General features: G+C 73.9%; 14 protein-coding genes. 6 read left to right on the plus strand and 8 right to left on the minus strand.

Annotation, left to right across the window (positions count from 1 at the left end):
* Positions 1 to 4: 4 nt before the first annotated feature.
* Both E1212_RS20675 and E1212_RS20680 read left to right on the plus strand, forming a co-directional pair.
* The gene (locus E1212_RS20675; protein ID WP_131985935.1) at positions 5 to 1,018 is read left to right on the plus strand and encodes an NAD(P)-dependent oxidoreductase; all 1,014 of its coding nucleotides are present in this window, start codon (positions 5 to 7) and stop codon (positions 1,016 to 1,018) included.
* The gene (locus tag E1212_RS20680; protein ID WP_131985937.1) at positions 1,015 to 3,819 is read left to right on the plus strand and encodes an FAD-binding and (Fe-S)-binding domain-containing protein; all 2,805 of its coding nucleotides are present in this window, start codon (positions 1,015 to 1,017) and stop codon (positions 3,817 to 3,819) included. Before E1212_RS20675 ends, E1212_RS20680 begins: the two co-directional genes overlap by 4 nt.
* Positions 3,820 to 3,939: 120 nt before the next feature.
* Here E1212_RS20680 and E1212_RS20685 read toward each other — a convergent pair whose 3' ends face one another.
* A complete protein-coding gene (locus tag E1212_RS20685; protein WP_131985939.1) occupies positions 3,940 to 6,177 on the minus strand; it encodes a discoidin domain-containing protein in 2,238 nt (745 codons plus the stop codon).
* Positions 6,178 to 6,245: 68 nt separating this feature from the next.
* Positions 6,246 to 7,259, minus strand: a complete 1,014-nt coding sequence (locus E1212_RS20690) for a D-2-hydroxyacid dehydrogenase (protein WP_131985941.1) — start codon at positions 7,257 to 7,259, stop codon at positions 6,246 to 6,248.
* Positions 7,260 to 7,384: 125 nt separating this feature from the next.
* Here E1212_RS20690 and E1212_RS20695 point away from each other — a divergent pair, with 125 nt between their 5' ends.
* A complete protein-coding gene (locus E1212_RS20695; protein WP_131985943.1) occupies positions 7,385 to 8,590 on the plus strand; it encodes a sialidase family protein in 1,206 nt (401 codons plus the stop codon).
* On the opposite strand, the gene rhmD is transcribed toward E1212_RS20695, so the two are convergent.
* From rhmD to E1212_RS20715, 4 genes are all read right to left on the minus strand, one after another.
* Positions 8,587 to 9,774, minus strand: a complete 1,188-nt coding sequence (gene rhmD / locus E1212_RS20700) for an L-rhamnonate dehydratase (RefSeq protein WP_131985945.1) — start codon at positions 9,772 to 9,774, stop codon at positions 8,587 to 8,589. The two genes, E1212_RS20695 and rhmD, sit on opposite strands and share 4 nt — an antisense overlap.
* Entirely contained in the window at positions 9,771 to 10,691 is a 921-nt protein-coding gene (locus tag E1212_RS20705; protein WP_203417047.1) for an amidohydrolase family protein, read from the minus strand. Before E1212_RS20705 ends, rhmD begins: the two co-directional genes overlap by 4 nt.
* A 22-nt stretch (positions 10,692 to 10,713) precedes the next feature.
* On the minus strand, positions 10,714 to 12,960 hold the full coding sequence (locus E1212_RS20710; RefSeq protein ID WP_131985949.1) for an exo-alpha-sialidase: 2,247 nt from the start codon (positions 12,958 to 12,960) through the stop codon (positions 10,714 to 10,716).
* A 77-nt stretch (positions 12,961 to 13,037) separates the two neighbouring features.
* Positions 13,038 to 13,874, minus strand: coding sequence for a helix-turn-helix domain-containing protein (locus tag E1212_RS20715; protein WP_131985951.1), 837 nt, complete (start codon positions 13,872 to 13,874; stop codon positions 13,038 to 13,040).
* A 198-nt stretch (positions 13,875 to 14,072) separates the two neighbouring features.
* Between E1212_RS20715 and E1212_RS20720 the strand changes: the two genes are divergently transcribed.
* Both E1212_RS20720 and E1212_RS20725 read left to right on the plus strand, forming a co-directional pair.
* The gene (locus E1212_RS20720) at positions 14,073 to 14,846 is read left to right on the plus strand and encodes a phytanoyl-CoA dioxygenase family protein (protein WP_131985953.1); all 774 of its coding nucleotides are present in this window, start codon (positions 14,073 to 14,075) and stop codon (positions 14,844 to 14,846) included.
* A 27-nt stretch (positions 14,847 to 14,873) separates the two neighbouring features.
* Positions 14,874 to 15,311: a hypothetical protein gene (locus E1212_RS20725; protein WP_131985955.1), complete on the plus strand. Its 438-nt coding sequence runs from the start codon at positions 14,874 to 14,876 to the stop codon at positions 15,309 to 15,311.
* Positions 15,312 to 15,321: 10 nt separating this feature from the next.
* Here the strand turns inward: E1212_RS20725 and E1212_RS20730 are convergent, their stop codons facing one another.
* Both E1212_RS20730 and E1212_RS20735 read right to left on the minus strand, forming a co-directional pair.
* Positions 15,322 to 16,053 (minus strand): SDR family NAD(P)-dependent oxidoreductase, encoded by a 732-nt coding sequence (locus E1212_RS20730; RefSeq protein WP_131985957.1) that lies wholly within the window; start codon positions 16,051 to 16,053, stop codon positions 15,322 to 15,324.
* A complete protein-coding gene (locus tag E1212_RS20735) occupies positions 16,050 to 17,465 on the minus strand; it encodes a hypothetical protein (RefSeq protein ID WP_203417048.1) in 1,416 nt (471 codons plus the stop codon). Before E1212_RS20735 ends, E1212_RS20730 begins: the two co-directional genes overlap by 4 nt.
* Positions 17,466 to 17,549: 84 nt before the next feature.
* Between E1212_RS20735 and E1212_RS20740 the strand changes: the two genes are divergently transcribed.
* Entirely contained in the window at positions 17,550 to 19,646 is a 2,097-nt protein-coding gene (locus E1212_RS20740; protein WP_131985959.1) for an alpha-galactosidase, read from the plus strand.
* Positions 19,647 to 19,664 lie beyond the last annotated feature (18 nt).

The following is a 19,664-nucleotide window of genomic DNA, read 5'->3' on the forward strand; positions in this document are numbered from 1 at the left end:
GCCGATGAGCGAGCACATCGTCGTGGCCCAGCCGGTCGACGACGCCGGCCTGCGACGGGTGCGCGAGCTGGCCGGCGACGCCCGGGTCGACGTCGTCGCGCCGTACGGGCCCGGCGAGCGGCTGCCGGCCGCGCTGACCACCGCCACCGTCCTCTTCGCCGACCAGTGCCCGGCCGGAGCCGAGGAGCTGACGCGGCTGCGTTGGCTGCAGCTCGGCTCGGCCGGGTACGCCCAGCTGGCCGGTGCGCAGCTGCGGCCCGGCGTCGCCGTCGCCAATGCCAGCGGCGTGAACGACATCCCGATCGCCGAGTGGTGCCTGCTGATGATGCTGACGTTCCGGCGGCGGCTGCCCACGATCCTGGCCGAGCAGCGGTCCCGGCGCTGGAACCGGGCCGCCGCGTTCCAGGCCGAGCTGCGCGGCCTCCGCGTGGGCTTCGCCGGCTACGGCAACGTCGGCCAGGAGTCGGCCCGGCTGGCCCGGGCGGCCGGTCTGGAGATCTGGACGCTGACCCGGTCGGCGCCTGGGCCCCGGGCCGGCCGGTACGACCCGCTGGACCGGCCGGAGCCGGACTGGCCGGTGCCGAACCGGGCGTTCGGCTACGACCGGCGGGCCGAGTTCTACGCCGGGCTGGACTACCTGGTCGTCGCGGTGCCGGCGGCGTCGTCGACACAGGGGCTGATTGACGCCGCGGCGCTGGCCGCGCTGCCGCCGCACGCGGTGCTGCTGAACCCGGCCCGGGCGCACGTGGTCGACGAGCGGGCACTGCGCGACGCGCTGGCCACCGGCGCCATCGCCGGCGCGGCCCTCGACACCCATTACCGCTCGCCGCTGGCCGCCGACGACCCGGTGTGGGACCTGCCGAACACGGTCATCACGCCGCACATCTCCGGCTCCACCGGCAGCACGCACTTCGTCGCCCGGCTGTGGGACCTGTTCGGCCGCAACCTCGCCCGCCACCTCGCGGGCCGGCCGCTGCTCAACCTGATCGACCCGGCGGACCTCGAGCTGGGCCGGTGACCGACCTCGTCCAACGGCTGGAGCGGGCGGTCCCCGGCGGCGTCGACGCGTCCACCCGGCGGCGGGCGGAGTACTCCTCCGACGCGTCCAACTACCGGGTCGTGCCGCGCGTGGTCGTCTTCCCGCGCCACGTCGACGACGTCCTTGCTGTCGTGGAGGTGGCCCGGACGGCCGGTGTCGCGCTGACCGCCCGCGGCGGCGGCACGTCGGTGGCCGGCAACGCGGTCGGACCGGGCATCGTCGTCGACTTCTCCCGGCACCTCCGCAGGGTCCTCGACGTCGACCCGGGATCGGCCAGCGCCCTGGTGGAGCCCGGGGCCGTGCTGACGTCGTTGCAGGCGGCCGCCGCGCCGCACGGCCTGCGGTTCGGCCCGGACCCGTCCACCCAGGCGCGCTGCACCGTCGGCGGCATGATCGGCACCAACGCGTGCGGGCCGCGCACCGTCGCCCACGGCACCACCGCCGACAACGTCATCGAGCTGGACTGGGTGGACGGCACCGGGCGGCGCTTCACCGCCGGTCGCGGCCTGGACCCCGTGCCCGGGCTGGCCGCTCTGGTCGGCTCCGAGCTCGCAGTGCTGCGCACCGAGCTCGGCCGGTTCGGCCGCCAGGTCTCCGGGTACGGCCTGCAGCACCTGCTGCCCGAGCGCGGCGGCGACCTCGCCAAGGCGCTGACCGGGACCGAGGGGACGTGCGGGCTGCTGCTGGGCGCGCGGGTGCGGCTGGTGCCGGTCGCGCCGGCGCGGGCGCTGGCGGTGCTCGGGTACCCCACCATGGCGGCCGCCGCCGACGCCGTCCCGTCGCTGCTGGCGCACCGGCCTCTCGCCGTCGAAGGCCTGGACCGGCGGCTGGTCGGCGTCGTGCGCCGGCACCGCGGCCGCGTGCCGGAGCTGCCGGCCGGCGCCGGCTGGCTGCTGGTCGAGGTGGGCGGCGACGACCAGGCCGCGGCGCTGGCTGCCGCCCGCGCCGTCGCGGCCGGCGCGGGGGCGCTCGAGACCGGTGTCGTGGGCGCGGGACCGGAGGCGGCCGCGCTGTGGCGGATCCGCGAGGACGGCGCCGGGCTGGCCGGGCGCACGCCGGCCGGCGCACCGGCCTGGCCGGGCTGGGAGGACGCCGCCGTCCCGCCGGAGCGGCTTGGCGCCTACCTGCGCGACTTCGACGCCCTGCTCGCGCAGCACGGCCTGGACGGCTTGCTGTTCGGGCACTTCGGCGACGGCTGCGTGCACGTGCGACTGGACCTCCCGCTGGCCGGCGCGCCGCAGCGGCTGCGGCCGTTCCTCGTCGACGCGGCCCGGCTGGTGGCGTCGCACGGCGGCTCGTTGTCGGGCGAGCACGGTGACGGGCGCGCCCGCGGCGAGCTGCTGCCGCTGATGTACTCACCGTCCGCGATCGCGCTGTTCGAGCGGTTCAAGGGCCTGTTCGACCCGCACGACCTGCTCAATCCCGGTGTCGTGGTGCGGCCGGCGCCGGTCGACGAGCAGTTGCGCCGTCCGGCGGCCCGGCCGCTGCTCGCCGTCGGCGGGTTCGGGTTCGCCGCGGATGACGGCGACTTCACCACCGCCGTGCACCGCTGCGTCGGCGTCGGGAAGTGCCGGGCGGACACCTCGGCCGCGGGCGGCTTCATATGCCCGTCCTATCTCGCCACCCGCGACGAGAAGGACTCCACGCGCGGCCGGGCCCGGGTCCTGCAGGAGCTGGCCAATGGCACACTGGTGGACGGCGGCTGGCGGGCGGCGGAGGTGCAGGACGCGCTGGACCTGTGCCTGTCGTGCAAGGCCTGCGGCTCGGACTGCCCCACCGGCGTCGACATCGCGACCTACAAGTCCGAGTTCCTCTACCGCGCCTATCACGGCCGGTTCCGGCCGCGCCGGCACTACCTCCTCGGCCGGCTGCCGTCGTGGGCGCGGCTGGCCGGGCTGGCGCCGCGCACGGTCAACGGGGTGCTGGCGATCCGGCCGCTGCGACGCGCGCTGCTGCGGCTGGGCGGCCTGGATCCACGCCGCGACGTCCCCCGGTTCGCCGTCCCCGCGTTTCGCCGGTGGTGGCGTCGGCAGCCCGCGCTACCGGCCGGTCCGGCGCACCGCGGGCCTGTGCTCGTGTGGGTCGACTCGTTCACCGACGCGTTCTCCCCCGGCGCCGCGCGGGCCGCCGTTCGCGTGCTCACTGCGGCCGGCTACGCCGTCGCCGTCTCCGCCGGCGAGGTGTGCTGCGCGCTCACCTGGATCACCACCGGCCAGCTGGACCACGCCAAGACGCGGCTGCGCCGGCTGCTGGCGGCGTTCGAGCCCCACGCCCGGGCCGGCACGCCGATCGTCGGACTGGAGCCGTCGTGCACCGCCGTGCTCCGCGGCGACCTCGTCGAGCTTCTCGGCGACGATCCGCGCGCCCACGCCGTCGCGGCCGCCACGCGCACGCTGGCCGAGCTGCTCGACGGCGCCGGCGACTGGGCCGCGCCGGACCTGGCCGGCACCGACGTCGTCGCGCAGCCGCACTGCCACCAGCACGCCACCGCCGGTTACGACGCCGACCTGCGCGTGCTGCGCCGGACCGGTGCCGAGGTGACCGCGATCGCCGGCTGCTGCGGCCTCGCCGGCAACTTCGGCATGGAAGCCGGGCACTACGACGTCTCGGTCGCGGTCGCCGAGAACGCGCTGCTGCCGGCGCTGCGGTCCGCCCCGGAAGCCGTGCTGCTCGCCGATGGCTTCTCCTGCCGCACCCAGGCGGACCATCTCGCCGGCCGCCGGAGCGTCCACCTCGCCCAGCTCCTCGACCCCGGGGCCGACATCACCCGCCACCGTTGATCACGGAGACGTCGGCTCCCGGGGCACGGGAGACACCCCTAGGGTGTGTCTCCCAAGTCCATGGCCTACTGCGCGACGCCCAGGCGGCGCTCGCTACGGCCGAGACTTGGGAGACACACCCTAGGACTGCTCGACGTCGTCGATGAGGAAGTGGTCGTACTGGCTGGCGGTGCCGCTGGACGAGAACTGATGGCCGGTCAGGGCGGTGAGGCCGGGAGTCGACGGCTCCACGGTGCCGACGGACTCGCCGCCGAGGAAGACCTCGGCTCCGTCCAGCGTGGCCTCGACCCGGAGCTCGTGCCAGGTCCGTTGTGGTGCGCTGCCCGCCGGCGCGATCTTCGTCCAGGTGCCGGTCTCGTAGGAGTACCAGCCGATGCTGCCGTCGGAGCCGATGTTGAGGTGGTAGGCCGGCACGTTCTCGCGATCCTCGGTGGTGCCCATCGTGGTGAAGGCGAAGCCGCGGGCGTAGCCGATGGAGTTCACCCGGAACGACAGCGTCTGCTCGTCCGCAGGGTCCGACACCCAGCGGGCGGTCGCGATCTTGTCGATCCAGGCGTCGGCCAGGCGCATGACGTGGCGGGAGTCGTCGACGTCGAAGTCGGTGACGGTGGCGCCGATCGCGCCGGTGTAGCCGCGGGGCACCTGACCGACGGGGTCGTTCTCGAACGAGTCCGTGGTGGAGTAGAGCTCGAGCTCGCCGAGGAACTCCGGGCCCTGCGGGTCGGCGTCGGCGACGGTGACCCGCACGTGCCGGGCCCGCACGTCGGGCACCGGATAGTAGGTCTGGGTGTACGAGGTGGTCGTGCCGGTGTCGACGACCTCGGTCCAGGTGGAGCCGTCGGCCGACACCTCGACGCGGGCCGCGCCGGGCACGCCGTGCTGCAGGGCCAGCCCGATCTGGTTCAGCGTGTACTCGCGGTCCAGGTTGACGGTGTAGACGCCCTCGCCGCGGACGGACCGGAACACCGCCGCCGACGCCCAGTCGGTGCTGCCGTCGATGGCGCCGAGCCGGTTCGTCTCCGGCAGCCGCGGCGTCGTGTGCGTCATGTTCGTGTCGACGGTGACGGTGCCGGCCTGGACCTTGCCGAGCAGGTCGATCTTGCCGACGTTGGGGCCGACGACGTCGACGAACTTCTTCCAGACGCGGTACTCGCCGTCGACGGTGAAGCCGGCGTCGGTCTCGGGGCAGCCCCAGCTCGGCGCGCAGTTGTCGCCGACGACGAGGACCCGGTTGGCCGCCACCACGGCGTGCGCGCCGTTGCCGGACGAGCCGTGGTTGCGCTGGAACGCCGCGTTGACCCGCGGATGGTTGACGTAGGTGGTCTGGGCCTGCTCGAAGCTGTGGCCGAGGCCGTCGGGCGAGATCGCGATCCAGTTGTCCGGCCGGCCGAACGTCAGCGTCATGATGCCGTTCGGCAGCAGCCGCAGCACGGGCATGACGCCGGTGGCCGGCGCGGGCTCGCCGGACGCCGTCGTGAGCCGCAGCGGCTCGGGGCGGGTCCAGGTGCGGCCGTCGTCGCTCGACCGGTTGACGTACAGCGGGCCGAAGTTCGCGCCGCCCGGGATGCCGGTGCGGTGGACGGCGACGAGGTCGCCGTTGGCGGCCCGCTCGATGCCCGACTCCCCCATGGTCCGGCCGTCGGTGAACTGCGCCACCGTCGCGTATCGCTGCCAGGACGCGCCGCCGTCGGTGCTGCGGGCGAGCTCGGTCCGGTACCCCGGGTCGCCGGCGTAGGTCGTGTAGTACGTCATCAGCAGCGCGCCGTCGCTGGCGTAGAAGATGTCGCGATGCACGCGGATGCCGCGGTCGAACTTCGACGGATCGAACGTCTGGTCGGTGGTGAACGTGGACGGAAGGTCCTTCCACGTGCTGCCGTTGTCGGTGGAGCGGCGGGCGATCAGCTCGACGCTGTGCTCGTCGATCACCCGCTCCGGGATGAACTCGACGCCGATGATCGACCCGTCGCGCAGCTTGGAGAACCAGCCGGCGCCGGTGTCGGCGTTGACCCCGCTGGGGAATGTCCAGCCGCCGTCGTCGGACAGCACCATCGACGCCTCGCTGTCGGCGGCCGCGACGTCCTCGTTCGACTGCCAGGTCATCTGCACGCGGCGAACCGGCAGGCCGTCGGCGTCGACGGCGTCGAACGCCTCGACCGTGGCGTTGCCGCCGATGACGCCGGGCGGCGGCTCGTACACGGTGGTGGGGTCGTGCTGGGCGATGACGTAGCCGTTCGGGTCGCCGCCGTCGGTGGGGACGTCGATGTCGCGGGCCGAGGGCGCGGTGGCCGGGATCAGCGAGGCGACGACGCCGGCGGCGGTCACCCCCGCCGTCAGTGCGAGAGGCCGGGACACACGCATGGACTGCCTCCTGGGGGTCGGTGGCTGACCAGAAGACACGGAAGGTCATTCCATGTCAATATGGTGCATTACCGCCAGTCGCGATCCGCAATCTCGTTGAGCAGCGGCCGGCCCGCGCGGTACCGGTCCAGGTTCTGCGCGAACAGCTCCCACAGCCGGGAGCTGAAGTGCGGACTGCCGGTCGACCCGGACACGTGCGGGGTGACGATGGTGTTCGGGGCGGTCCAGAACGGGTCGTCCGGCGGCATCGGCTCGCGGTAGTGGCTGTCCAGCGCCGCACCGGCCAGCCGACCGGAGCGCAGCGCGTCGAGCAGGGCGGCCTCGTCGACGATGTGCGCCCGGGCCGGGTTGAGCAGCACCGCGCGCGGCGGCAGCAGTGCCAGCTCGCGGGCGCCGAACGCGCCGCGGGTCTCGTCGGTCAGCGGCGCGGTGACGACCAGGACGTCCAGTCCGGCGAGGAACTCGGGCAGCTCGGACGGTCCGAAGCCGCGATCGGGCTCGGGGTCGCTGTCGCCGTCGGCGGCGGCGGGCCGGAACCGGAGCGGTCGTGGCTCGAACCCGCTGCGCGAGAGCGCCCACACCTCGAGGCCGAGACCTCGGCAGAGCCGGCCCACCTCGCGGCCGATGCTGCCGTAGCCGAAGATCCCGACCCGCCGGCCACGCAGTTCGATCTGGTAGGTGACGTCGCGGTCCCAGCGGCAGGCGGCCTGGTCGCGCAGGCTCTGCGGCAGCCGCCGGCCCAGTGCCAGGATCATCAGCACGCACCACTCGGCGATCGGGACGTCGTTGACGCCGCTGCCGTTCGTCACCCGCACGCCGTCGGGCAGCGGCAGGCCCGCCAGCTGCTGATACCCGGCCGAGCCGAGCTGCAGCCAGCGCAGCGACGCCAGCGCCTCGGCATTGGCCGGGGCGTGATCGGCGAACAGGACGGTGCGGTCGCGCAGTTCGGCCTCGGGGAGCTTCTCGCCGGGTGTGATCGGGTCACGGCAGTCGATGACGGCGTCGGGTGCGGCGGCACGGATGCGGGCCAGCCATTCCTCGTGCACCGGCATGGCCACGAGGACGTTCAGGGGTTCCGGCACCTCTCCCAGGGAACGCACAACGTCATTCCATGTCAAGTGCCAGAAATGCGATGATCCGTGCTCATTGACATGGAATGACGTTCTGCACTTTCCTCGTGCCACAACTCGGCGTCGGAGGTGCGGTCATGACACGACTCGGTCCACGCAAGGGAATCTCGATCCTCGCCGGTCTCGCGGCGACCCTCGCCGTCGCACTCGCCGGGCTCCCGGCCACGGCGACCGCTCCCACGCCGACCACGTCCGCGGCCAAGGCGGCCGACGACATGGCGCCGGCCTCGATCGTCCAGTCGGTCGCGGTGCCGGGCGGCCCCTGCGGCGACCCCGTGCTCGGCACCACGTGCCGGGCGTACTTCCCCGATCTGACCCGCGACCCGCACGGCGACGCGGACGACCTGCTCATGGTCTACCGCTGGTCCAGCGCCCATTCGCAGCAGCCCAGCCAGCTGCGGATGATGCGCAGCCGCGACGGCGGCGCCACCTGGCAGCAGGCGACGCCCTTCATCGTCGCCGACTTCGAGGACTACGACTACCGCGACCCGTCGATCACCACGCTGAGCAGCGGCCGGGTGCTCCTCTCGTACTTCGTCGCCGACGGCCAGACCGGGGCGTTCGTGCAGACGCAGGTGAAGCGGCGCGACGCCGACAACGCCGCGTTCTCGGCACCGGTGCAGGTGTTCTCCAGCACCATGCCGCGGCCGATCAACAGCGCCAAGATCGCCGAGCTCGACAACGGACAGCTGCTGATCCCGCTGTACGGCACGCCCAACGGGTCGAGCACGCACGCCTCGATCGTGGTGGCCAGCGTCGACGGCGGCGTGACGTGGGACGGCCGGGTGACCGGCCGCCAGAAGACGATCGCCAGCAGTCCCGCGGTGAACTACCAGGAGCCGGCGATCACCGAGATCGAGCCGGGACACGTCCGCGCGATCATCCGGACCGCCTCGACGTCGGGCGCCAGCACCGCCGGGGTGCAGACGGACTCCTACGACAACACCTACATGACGACGTGGACGGCGCCGACCTCGCTGGGGGTGGCGATGCACGGCCCCGAGGTGGAGTTCATCCCGGGCACGAACCTGGTGCCGACGCTGTGGAGCCAGCCCAACGCGAGCACGTCGCCGACGAACCGGCCGACGGTGATCGCGCTGCGGCGGACCAACGTGCTCTGGGCCGACACCCCGAAGCACATGCTCTACAACCCGGGCTCGAACTGGGACTCCGGGTACCCGGGCACGGCCGCCATCGGCACGACCCGGCTGGTCACGGTCGTCTACGACACCGACCGCAACGCGGCCATCGCGCTGCGTTACAACACCACCGACGTCGACTAGCGCGGGTACGGGCGGCCCAACGGCCGGTCCGGGTTCAGGCGCACGCCGAACCCGGGCCGGTCCAGCTCCGACACCTTCAGCCGGCCGTTCACCGGCACCGGCTCGTCGACCAGCAGCGGTGAGAACATCGGCACGACCTCGGTCCCCTCGGGGTGCATCATGAGGAACTCCGCGAACGGGCTGTGCTGGCGCGTCGCGACGAAGTGGTAGGAGTACACGCTCGACCCGTGCGGCACGACCATGGCGCCGTGCGACTCGGCCAGCGCCGAGATGCGCAGCAGCTCCGTCAGCCCGCCGCACCAGCCGACGTCGGGCTGGACGAGGTCGACCTTGCCGAGCTCGAGCAGCGCCCGGAAGCCGTACCGCGTCGACTCGTGCTCGCCGCTGCTCAGCAGCATGCCGGCCGGCATCCGCTCGCGCAGCGTGGCGTGCGACCAGTAGTCGTCGGGCAGCAGCGGCTCCTCGAGCCAGCGCAGGCCGACGCCGTCGAGCGCGTGCGACAGCCGGACGGCGTGGTCGAGCGTCAGCGACATCCAGCAGTCGAGCATGAGCCAGAAGCCGGGGCCGACGGCCTCGCGGGCGGCGGCCAGGCGGGCGACGGTCTTGGCGATGCCCTCGTCGCCCTCGGCCGGGCCGTGCTGCAGCGGCAGCTTGCCGCCGATGAAGCCGAGCTTCCGGGCGACGTCGGGCCGCGGTCCGGTGGCGTAGAACGGGATCTCGTCGCGGACGGCGCCGCCGATCATCGCGTGCACGGGCAGGCCGCGCACCTTGCCGAGCAGGTCCCAGAGCGCGAGGTCGACGCCGCTGATCGCGTTGACCACCAGGCCCTTGCGGCCGTAGTAGAGCGTCGAAAGGTACATCTGGTCCCAGAGCCGCTCGAGGTCGGTGACCGGAGCGCCCTCGACCAGCCGGGCCAGGTGGTTCTCGATGATCCACGCGGCCGGCTCGCCGCCGGTGGTGGGCGCGAACCCGACGGTGCCGTCGGACGCCTCGACCTCGACGACGACGTTGCCGAGCAGGCTGAGCCCGAACGAGCGCCGGCTCTCGCGGTACTCCGGGTACTTCGCCATGGGGCTGGCGATGTGGTCGTCGATCCAGTGGCCGGCCGGCTGCGCGTGGTAGTCGGCGCCGCCGGTGGAGTCCGGCACGTACGCCCGCAGCGCGGTGATGGTCGGCGTCGTCATGCGGCGGCCCCCTTCGGGCGGACGTCATCGATGCGGTACACGCGCCGGGCGGTCCCCGCGAACAACGCCGCGCGCTCGCCGGTGGAGAAGTCGGCTGTGATCGTATCGAACGCCTCGTACAGCTCCGCGAAGGACGAGTAGAGGGAGTCGACGGGGAAGTTGCTGGCGAACATCGCGCGGTCGACGCCGAACGCCTCGATCACCTCGAGTACCAGCGGACGGAGCGAGCCGACGCTCCACCTGTGGTCGGTCATGCCGAGCCCGGAGATCTTGACCGACGTGTTCGGCTGCTCGGCCAGCAGGTCCAGGCCCTTGCGCCAGGACCGCAGCGCGTCGAGATCGCGGCCCAGCGGCATGCCGGCGTGGTCGAGGATCACGGCCGTGTCCGGATGCGCGGCCGCCAGCCGGGCGCCGTCGGCCAGCTGGTCCGGATAGACCTGCAGGTCGAACGAGAACCCGTGCCGGGCGAGCCGGGCGAAGCCGCGCCGCCAGGCCGGGTCGTCGACGAGGTCGGGGCGGTCGGTGTAGGTGAGTGTCGGGTCCGGGTGCCAGTTGAGGTTGTGCCGCACGCCGCGGACGTTCGGCAGCTCGGCCAGCGCCGCGAGCCGGTCCGCGACACCGTCGTCGTGCAGCGCGGCGCCGGCGACGATCGCTTGCGGGAAGCCCGACTCGTCGGCCAGCCCCTGCACCCAGCGTGCCTCGGCGACGGGGTCGGCGGCACCCGCGTCGACGTGCACCGACGCGACCAGCCGCAGCGGCGCGGCGTCGGCCAGGTAGTCGGCCAGCAGGTAGTCGCGGCGGATCGCGGTGTCGTCGCCGTGCACCTGCAGCCGCCCGGCCGCCTCCTGCAGCCACGGGTACGGCTGCGAGAGGTCCCACAGGTGGTGATGGGCGTCGACGACGTCGAGGTCGAGCACGCGGTCTCCTTCGGTACGGGGGTCAGCTGCCGCTGATGCGGACGTCGTCGAGGAACCAGGTGGTGCTGGTGACGCCGGTGCCGGCGGATGTGAACGACATGCCGGCGAGGGCGGTGGCCGCCTGGTAGGTCGTCGTCGTGGTGAAGGACTGGCCGCCGATCGTGACGGTGGCGCTGTCGAGCGTCGCATCGACGGTGACGCTGCGCCAGGTGTGCGGGTGGATCGGCTCGTCCAGCGTGCCGACCGGCAGCCAGCGTGAGCCGTTCCACGCCTGCAGCGTGGGCCTGGCCGGGGTGCCGGTGCTGCCCGGCGCCGGGTACGCCCCCGGCGTGAGCAGGAAGTGCCAGCGCACGGTGCGGCTGTCGCCGGAGCGGCCGGCGACGTCGAAGACGAACTGGCCGCGGTAGTTCCACTCGGAGCTGCCCAGCTCGAACGTCGCCACCTGACGGTTCCGGTCCGGCGCCGGCCGGGTGATCTTCGCGACCTGGTCGGTGTAGTTGTCGAACAGCCGCAGCGACCGCCGGCTCTCGAACCCGCCGAGGTCGACGTCGGTGGTCGTGGCGTTGAGCGCGTCGGTCCAGCCGCGCGGGATCCCGAACACCGGGTCGTTCTCGAACGTGTCGAGGTCGGCGGCGTACAGCTCCAGCTCGGTGACCGGCGTGTCGGTGCCGGCGACGCCGGTGACGCGCACGAATCGCGCCCGCTGCGGCTCGATGTCGCTGTAGCGCAGCGCGTGGTCGCGGGTCCCGGTGGTCCGCACGACCGGCGGGCTCCACCGCCGGCCGTCCTCGGACAGCTGGATGCTCGCGCTGTATGGCCGGTCGTGGCCGAGCATGAGGCCGATGCGGTCCAGCAGGTACGCGCGGTCCAGCTCGATGACGAGCGACGGCGGCCCGGCGTCGGCGCGCAGCACCGCGGCGGCGTGCCGCTCGGAGCTGCCGTCGACGGCGCCCTCGAGCCGGGTCTCCGGGAAGACGGGGTCCGCCGGGGCGACGTCGCCGCTGATGGTCGCGCTGCCGGTGCGCAGCTTCGTCGCGACGTCGATCTTCCCGGCGCCGGGTGTGACGGCGTCGACGTAGGCACCCCAGATGCTGTACTGCTCGTTGTACGGCTTGCAGAGGTTGTTGCTGTGGCAGCGGTCGTAGTAGACGATCGAGCGGTTCGCCTCCACGGTCGTCAGGCCGGTGTTGCCGCTCGAGCCCATGTCGCGGGCCGGCCCGCTGGTGGCGGGCGCGTTGCCGAACACGAACTCGTGCTGCGTCCACTCGCTGCCCGTGCCGTCGGTGCTGACCAGCAGGTTGTTGTCGGGGCGGCCGTAGCTGAGCAGCAGCATGCCGTTCGGCTGCAGCGTGAGCACCGGGCTGATGCTGCCGACAGGGCCGTCCGGCCCGGTGACGACCTCCGGCGCGGACCAGGTGCGGCCGTCGTCGTCGGAGAAGGCCTGGCGCAGGTGGTAGGGCTGCGGGGTGTCCGGCCGCATGACGGCGATGAGCCGGCCGTCGGTCGTGTACGACAGGCCGACCTCGTTGGTGCCGAGGTCGGTGGTCGGTTCGACGATGGTCGAGCGCAGCGTCCACGTCGCACCGAGGTCGTCGGTCTGCAGGATCAGGCTGGCGTTGCGGGTGTCGCTCGCGTACTCGGTGTAGGCCGGGACGATCACCGTCCCGTCGGAGAGCAGGATCGGCCCGCGCCAGACCCGCAGGAACCCCATCGGCTCGGGCGCCGCGTAGTCGCCCTGGGTGAGCGTCCACGTCTCGCCCTGGTCGGTGGAGCGCCAGGTCCGGATCTTCACGTGGGTGGAGTCGACCCAGTCCGGGATGAACTCGACCGACAGGAACGACCCATCGTCGAGCCGGACCAGGTTCAGCGCCGTCCACGGCGTCTGCTCCGAGGTGAGGAACCGCTGGCCGGCGTCGTCGGAGGTCGCGGTGTAGAACACCGACGCGGCCGTCGAGACGTCCGGCTGGGCGCCGAAGCTCAGGAAGATCCGCTTGGTGGTCTCGCCGTCGACGACGGTGTCATAGCCGAACGGCTGCGGGACGGCGGCGATGTGGCCCGGCGCGTAGCCGACCATCCCCCAGGTCGGGCCGAGCGCGCTGACGGGCTCGGCCGGGCTCGCGCCGTTCCCACTGGGGACGACGGCGGCAGCCTGCGCGCCGCCGGGCGCGGGTTCCGGACTCGGCTCGGGATGGGCGACGACCGAGGCGGCGACATACACCGCGATTGCAGTGGACACGTACGGCAGCAGTTTCCGCGGCGTCGTCGGCATGGACGTCAGCACAGCGCAGCGCGGTCGCGGGCTCAATACACAGCGCACCGAAGGCGTTGCACGGGGCGCGGACGGCGCTACGGCGAGGGCAGCCGGCCGCGGCGGCGGATCTCGCCGGGCGTGGCGCCCAGGGCCGCCTTGACGTGGCGGCTCAAGTGGCTGGCGGAGTGGTAGCCGCAGCGCTCGGCGACGGAGGCCAGCGTGAGGTCCGAGGTCTGCAGCAGCGAGACCGCGTGCCGCAGCCGGATGTCGAGCAGCCGGCTCTGCGGCGACGTGCCGAGCTCGGCGGCGAAGTGCGCCCGCAGCGTCGATCCGGAGACGCCGACCTCGCGGGCCAGCGCGTCGATGGCCACGTGCTCCGCGTACCGCTCCTCCATGAGCTGCTCGACGGCGTTGACGACGACGCGCGCGGCGGAGTCGTGCCGGCGGGCGAGATCGCGGCGCAGCAGGATGTCGACCTGCCGCACCAGGGCGTCGACCATCGCGCGGGCGTGCTCGTCGGGATCGGACTTCTCGCGCACCAGCGCCGCGAACACCGCGCCCAGCCGCTGCCGGCCGTCGTCGGTGGTGAGCCGCGGCCAGGGCTGGTCGGGACGGGCGTTGACCAGCACGAAGTAGTTCGAGTACGCCGTGTGGGCGAGCTCGGCGTGGTCGGCGTGCGGTGGGACGACGAGCACCGACCCGGCGGCCACGGGATAGGATACGCCGTCGACCAGTGCATCGATGGAGCCGGACCGGTAGTAGGCCAGCTTCCACACCGCGTACCGGTGCGCAGCGGCATGGCGCAGCCTGGGAGCGGCGTACGCGCCGGCCGACACGAACATCGGGCGCGGCGGGCTCGGCCACTGCCGCGCGGCGGCCTCGGCCCTGCTCAGCGCCGAGCCCGGGAACTGCTCCACCGGTGGACTGGTCATGGTGCCGCTGGATGCTACCGGCCTCGGGCCGGTTTCGGAACGGCCTGCCCGTCACGACCGGGCCCGAGCGGGAAGCGAGCTGCCGCCGTCGTCGATCCGTGCAAGCTCCCGGACGGCCGCTGCATTGCCGCCGGACCCGGCCTCGGGATGCCATGGAGGCGCCACGACCGACCCGACGGACCGACAGGAGCCGCCGTCATGACCTCGACCACCGACACCAGCCTGGAGACCGCGCTGTCCGACCTGGGCGCGACGACGGACGCCCTCACGGACGAGCAGCGGGCCGGCCTCGACGTCGACGGGTTCCTCGTGCTGCCCGGTCTGTTCGCCGGCGAGCGGCTCGAAGCGCTGCGCACGCGGACCGACGAACTGCGCCGGTTCGAGGGTTCGGCCGCCGGGCACGAGATCGGCGGGCAGGCCGGCGCCGCCATCCTGGCCGACCTGGTCAACAAGGGCGAGGTGTTCGAGTCGGTCTTCACCGAGCCCGCCGTCCTGGCCGCCGCGCACCACGTGGTCGGGAACGTGCGGGTGAACTCACTGAACTTCCGCGCCGCCCTGCCCGGCCAGGGCCACCAGCACCTGCACTCCGACTGGGGCAGGCCCGTCGACGAGGGCGATTACCACCTCTGCAACTCGATGTGGCTGCTCGACGACTTCACCCCGGACAACGGCGCGACGCGGGTGGTGCCCGGCTCGCACCGCTGGGGCCGCGTCCCCGCCGACGACCTCGCCGACCCGACGGCGGCGCACCCGGACGAGCGGCTGCTGCTCGGCGAGGCGGGGACGGTCGTGATCTTCAACGCGCACCTGTGGCACGGCGGCACGCTCAACCGCACCGGCGTCCCCCGGCGCGGGCTGACCATGTCCTACTGCCGCCGCGACGAGCCGCAGCAGCTCGACCAGGCCGCCTACGTCCGCAAGTCCGTCTACGACCGCCTCTCCCCCGCCGCCAGGGTGGTCCTGGACGTGTGACGGCCGCGCGCGGGAGGATGCGGCCCCATGACCTCCTGGCGCGACGCCGCCTCCGCCGAGGCGCAGCACGAGCTCGACTCGCTGCTCACCGCCGTCCTCCCCTTCGCCCGGCAGCAGCTCGACGCGCACGGCGAGTTCTTCCCGTACGGCATGGTCGTCGCCCACGACCGGGAGGGCCGGCTGGTCAGCGCATGGGACGGCGACGAGCCGCCGGCGCCGTCGGAGCTGCTCCAGCTGCTCTACATCGGCGTGCAGCAGCAGGCCGGCGACCTGCTGGCCGCGGCGTTCGTCGCCAATGTCGCCGCCGACGGTGCCGACGCGATCCGGGTCGAGCTGGAGCACCGCGAGGGTACGGCGATCTCCGTCCTGCTCCCGTACGTCAAGGCGCGCCGGAGCCGTGGCGGCATCCGGTACGGCGAGCTGTCCGCCGCGCCGGGCGAGCGCCGGATCTGGCCGCAGCTCTAGACCGGTCCTGTCAGCCGAAGGAGGCCGTCCAGCCGCCGTCGACGGCGATCGACTGGCCGCTGACGTACGCGGCGTCCGGCGAGAGCAGGAACGCGACCACCGCGGCGATCTCCGGCGCCTCGCCGATGCGGCGCAACGGCGGGCCGGCGGCCAGGCCGCGCTCGGTCGCCACGGGATCGGCGGAGCCCTCGATGTGCGCCTGCAGGCTCGGCGTGCGCACCCCGCCGGGAGCGACGGCGTTGGCGCGGATGCCGGCCGGCCCGTGGCTGACGGCGACACTGCGGGTGAGCGCGTCGACGCCGCCCTTGGTGAACTCGTAGGCGGCGTGGTGGGGGTGGCTGGCGCGGCCGTGGATCGAGCCGACGTTGACGATCGCGCCCGGTCCGCCCTGCGCGATGAACGCCTCGACGGCCGCCGCGCAGCCCCACAGGTAGCCGAGCCCGTTGATCTCCACGACGTCGCGGACGAGGTCCGGGTCGAGCGCGTCCAGCGGCGTGAGCCGAGTGATGCCGGCGTTGTTGACCCAGCCGCCGAGCGGCGCCAGCTCGCGCGCCCGGCGGGCCGCCTCGGTGTGGGTCGCGCGGGCCGCGGTGTCGCCGGTGACGACGACGGCGCAGGGTCCGGTGTCGATCGACGGGTCGCGCTCGACGCCGACGACGAGCCAGCCGTCGGCGGCCAGCCGCTCGGCGACGGCACGGCCGATCCCTCGTCCCGACCCGGTGACGACGACGCTGGTGCTCATGGGCGCGGCTCCTCCGTCGGTTCCTCCGTCAGCTCGTCCAGCATGGCGCCGGCGTGCGTCGTGAGCAGCTCCAGCGCGCCGGCCGCCAGCGGGGTCTGCCAGGACTGGTAGGCGCCGCGGTCGTACGCGTCCGCCGTCGGCAGGTACACGAACCCCGGCCCGTTGGTGAGGTTGAGGACGAGCACGGGGCGGCCGGGGAACCGCGCCCGCAGGTCGCGCTGCAGCCGCGAGTACGCCTCGCCCGGGTGGGCCACCAGCAGCGCGTCGCCGAGCCGCCAGGCCCAGACGGGGTGTGCGACCGTGGCGCCGCCGTCCAGATAGCCCTCGCGCAGGTGGCGGGCCCGCCGCAGCCGCTCGTCGCGGCTGCGCGGGTCGATGCCGGCCCACTCGCGCTCGAGCTCGGCCCACGTGGGCAGCGGCCGCACCGGCAGCTCGGCGTCCGACGAACGGGCGGCGAGCACCGGCGAGGGCGCCGACGGCCGCGGCTGCCAGACGGCGAGCGGCGCCCCGGACTCCACCACCTCTGTCAGCGTCAGCGCCGTCCCGGCCGGCGGCAGCCCGGCCAGCGCGCTCAGCACCGCGTGCCCGAGCGCGGCGCCGTGCCGGTCGGCGACGGCGACGTCCCCGGTGTACTGCTCGGCCGGGGCCAGCTCGCCGGAGGCGCCCTGCAGGAACAGGCACGGCGCGTCCGTCGCGGCCTCGACCGTCTCGCGCATGGCTCCCACGTAGTCGGGCGAGACGAGCCGGTTCTGCCAAGCCAGCGTGGTCGGGTGGCAGGCGTAGTTGACGACGGTGCCGAGCACGCGGCCGTCGCGGGCCGCCGTCAGCCGCCCGGCGAGCACGGTGTCGTCGGCGGCCGCCGCGGGGTTGGCGCCGACGACCGCCCGCCCGGCGAGGTCGAGCTCGCGGTCGGCCGCGAGGGCGCAGCGGCCGGTCGCCCAGTCCAGGACCGCGGGCTCCAGCGCCGCGACGGCCTCGCGCCCGGCGTCGACGGCTGCGGCGGCCAGCCGGTCCAGGTACGCGGGCACCAGCGCACCGCCGTCGAGGCCGGTGTCGTCGGCGCAGAGCACCGGGCCCGCGTGCGTGTGCGACAGCGCGACCAGGAGCCGGTCCTCCGGGAGTCCGAGCCCGCCGAGCACGGCCGTCCGCATCCGTCGCTCGTCCGCGACCCGCCGCCACCAGGTGCCGTCGACCGCGATCAGCACCAGCGGCGCGGCCGCCTCGTCCTGCGAGGCCAGCGCGAGCGCCGTCAGGGTCAGCGGCCGGTGGACGCCGTCCGCGACGTCGGTGACGGCCGGGCCCCAGTTGCGGGTGCGGATGCCCGGCGGCGGGGTGACGTCGCGCCGGGCCACGCCCGCCAGGCCGGCGAACGCCGCGGCCGGCAGCCGCGATCCGATCCCGGCCTGCGCCATGGGGCAGAACCCTCGGGGACCGGCCGTTCCATGTCAACGCGCCACGCGTTGACATGGAACACCTTGCCATGACTAGGCTGCGGCGTGCCTGCCGTGGAGCACCTCACCGACCGCAACGCCTTCCTGCTGCGGGGCGACGGGTTCGCCTACGCGCTCGCCGTCACCCCCGACGGCGACCTGCGCCACCTGCACTGGGGCGGCCCCCTCGAACCCGCCGACGTCGCGGTGCTGCTGGACGACGACGCGGGTGACTTCGGCTCCAACACCTGGTCCAACCCGCGCGCGCACGCCGAGGAGCTGGTCGCGCACGGCGGGCGCCGGCTCGACGAGACCGCTCTCAAGGTGGAGTTCGCCGACGGCGTCCGCGCGCTCGACCTCGCCGTCGTGTCCTCGGCCGTGGGCCCGGACGGCGACGAGCTGACGGTCCGGCTGGCCGACCGGCACTATCCGTTCGCCGCCGAGCTGCACTACCGCGTCCGCGGCGGCGCGCTGGAGCGGTGGACGACGCTGGTGAACGACGGCGACACCCCGGTCGTGCTGGACCGGGCGTACTCCGCGAGCTGGGCGCTGCCGTGGCAGCCGCACTGGGAGGCGACCTGGCTGGCGGGCATGTACGCCGCCGAGACGCAGGTGACCAGGCGGGCGCTCGGGCCGGGCCGGCTGGTGCTGGAGTCGCGCCGCGGCATCCCCGGCCATGCGGCGCAGCCGTGGCTGGCCCTCGACGCCGGAGCGGGTGACGAGGCGGGCGCGGTCTGGAGCGTGGCGCTGGCGTGGAGCGGCTCGTGGCGGCTGGCGGCCGAGCTCGCCGCCGACGGCCGGCTGCACGTCACCACCGGGGTCAACGACTTCGACCTGCAGCACCCGCTGGCCCCGGGCGCGTCGTGGACGACCCCCGTCACCGCCGGCGTCTTCGCGCCCGCCGGGCACGATGACCTCACCGACCGCTGGCACGCCTACGAGCGCCGGCACGTCGTGCCGCGATCCGACGTCGTCCGGCCGGTGCTCTACAACAGCTGGGAGGCGACGTTCTTCGACGTCCGCCCCGAGTCGCAGCTGGAGCTGGCCCGCCGGGCGGCCGGCCTGGGTGCGGAGCTGTTCGTCGTCGACGACGGCTGGTTCGCCGGCCGCGACGACGAGAACGCGGGCATCGGCGACTGGACCCCGGACCCGACCGCGTTCCCCGGCGGCCTGAAGCCGCTGGCCGACGAGGTGCACGCACTGGGCATGCGGTTCGGCGTGTGGGTCGAGCCCGAGGCCGTCAGCCCCGACAGCGACCTGTTCCGCGCCCACCCGGACTGGATCTACCAGTGGCCCACCCGCCCGCGCACGCTCGCCCGGCAGACCCACCTGCTGGCGCTGAGCCGCCCGGACGTCCGCGCCCACCTCGTCGAGGCCCTGGACGCACTGTTGTCGTCGGCGCCGGTCGACGCGCTGAAATGGGACCTCAACCGGCCGCTGACGGAGGCGTCGGACGGCCTCGACGAGGCCGGCTCGGTCTGGATCGGGCATGTCGAGGGCTTCTACGAGGTGCTCGACCGCCTCCGCGCCCTGCACCCGGATGTCTGGATCGAGAGCTGCGCCTCCGGCGGCGGCCGGGCCGACCTGGGCGTGCTGTCGCGCACCGAGTGGGTGTGGCCCAGCGACCAGACCGACGCGCTGGAGCGGCTGTCGATCCAGCAGGGGTACGCCTACGCCCACTCGCCGCACACGATGATGGCCTGGGTCACCGATTCCCCCACCTACCTGACCAAGCGCGAGATCCCGCTGCGGTTCCGCTTCCACTCGGCCATGACCGGGCTGTTGGGCATCGGCGGGAACCTGGCGCACTGGTCGCCGGCGGACCTGTCGGCCGGCGCCGAGTACGTCGCGCAGTACAAGCGGATCCGGGCGACGGTGCAGTACGGAACCATGCGGCGGCTGAGCGGCGCACCGGACGACGTGACGGCGGTCGGCTACCGGTCGCCGTCGGGAGACCAGGTCGCGGTGTTCGCGTTCGCGCCCTCGGTGCGCCACCTGCGGCGGACGGTGCTGCTGCGGCTGCGCGGCCTCGACCCGGCCGCCGTCTACGTCGACGCCGCCACCGGGGCGCGCTCCAGCGGTGCGCTGCTCATGCACCACGGCTTGCGGGTCGGGCTGGTGGGCGACTATGCCAGCGAGCTCGTGATCCTCGACCGCACCTGACTGCCCCCGGACCCGTCC

Origin of the sequence: Jiangella ureilytica (genome assembly GCF_004348545.1) — a bacterium.
In the GTDB taxonomy this organism is placed as follows: domain Bacteria; phylum Actinomycetota; class Actinomycetes; order Jiangellales; family Jiangellaceae; genus Jiangella; species Jiangella ureilytica.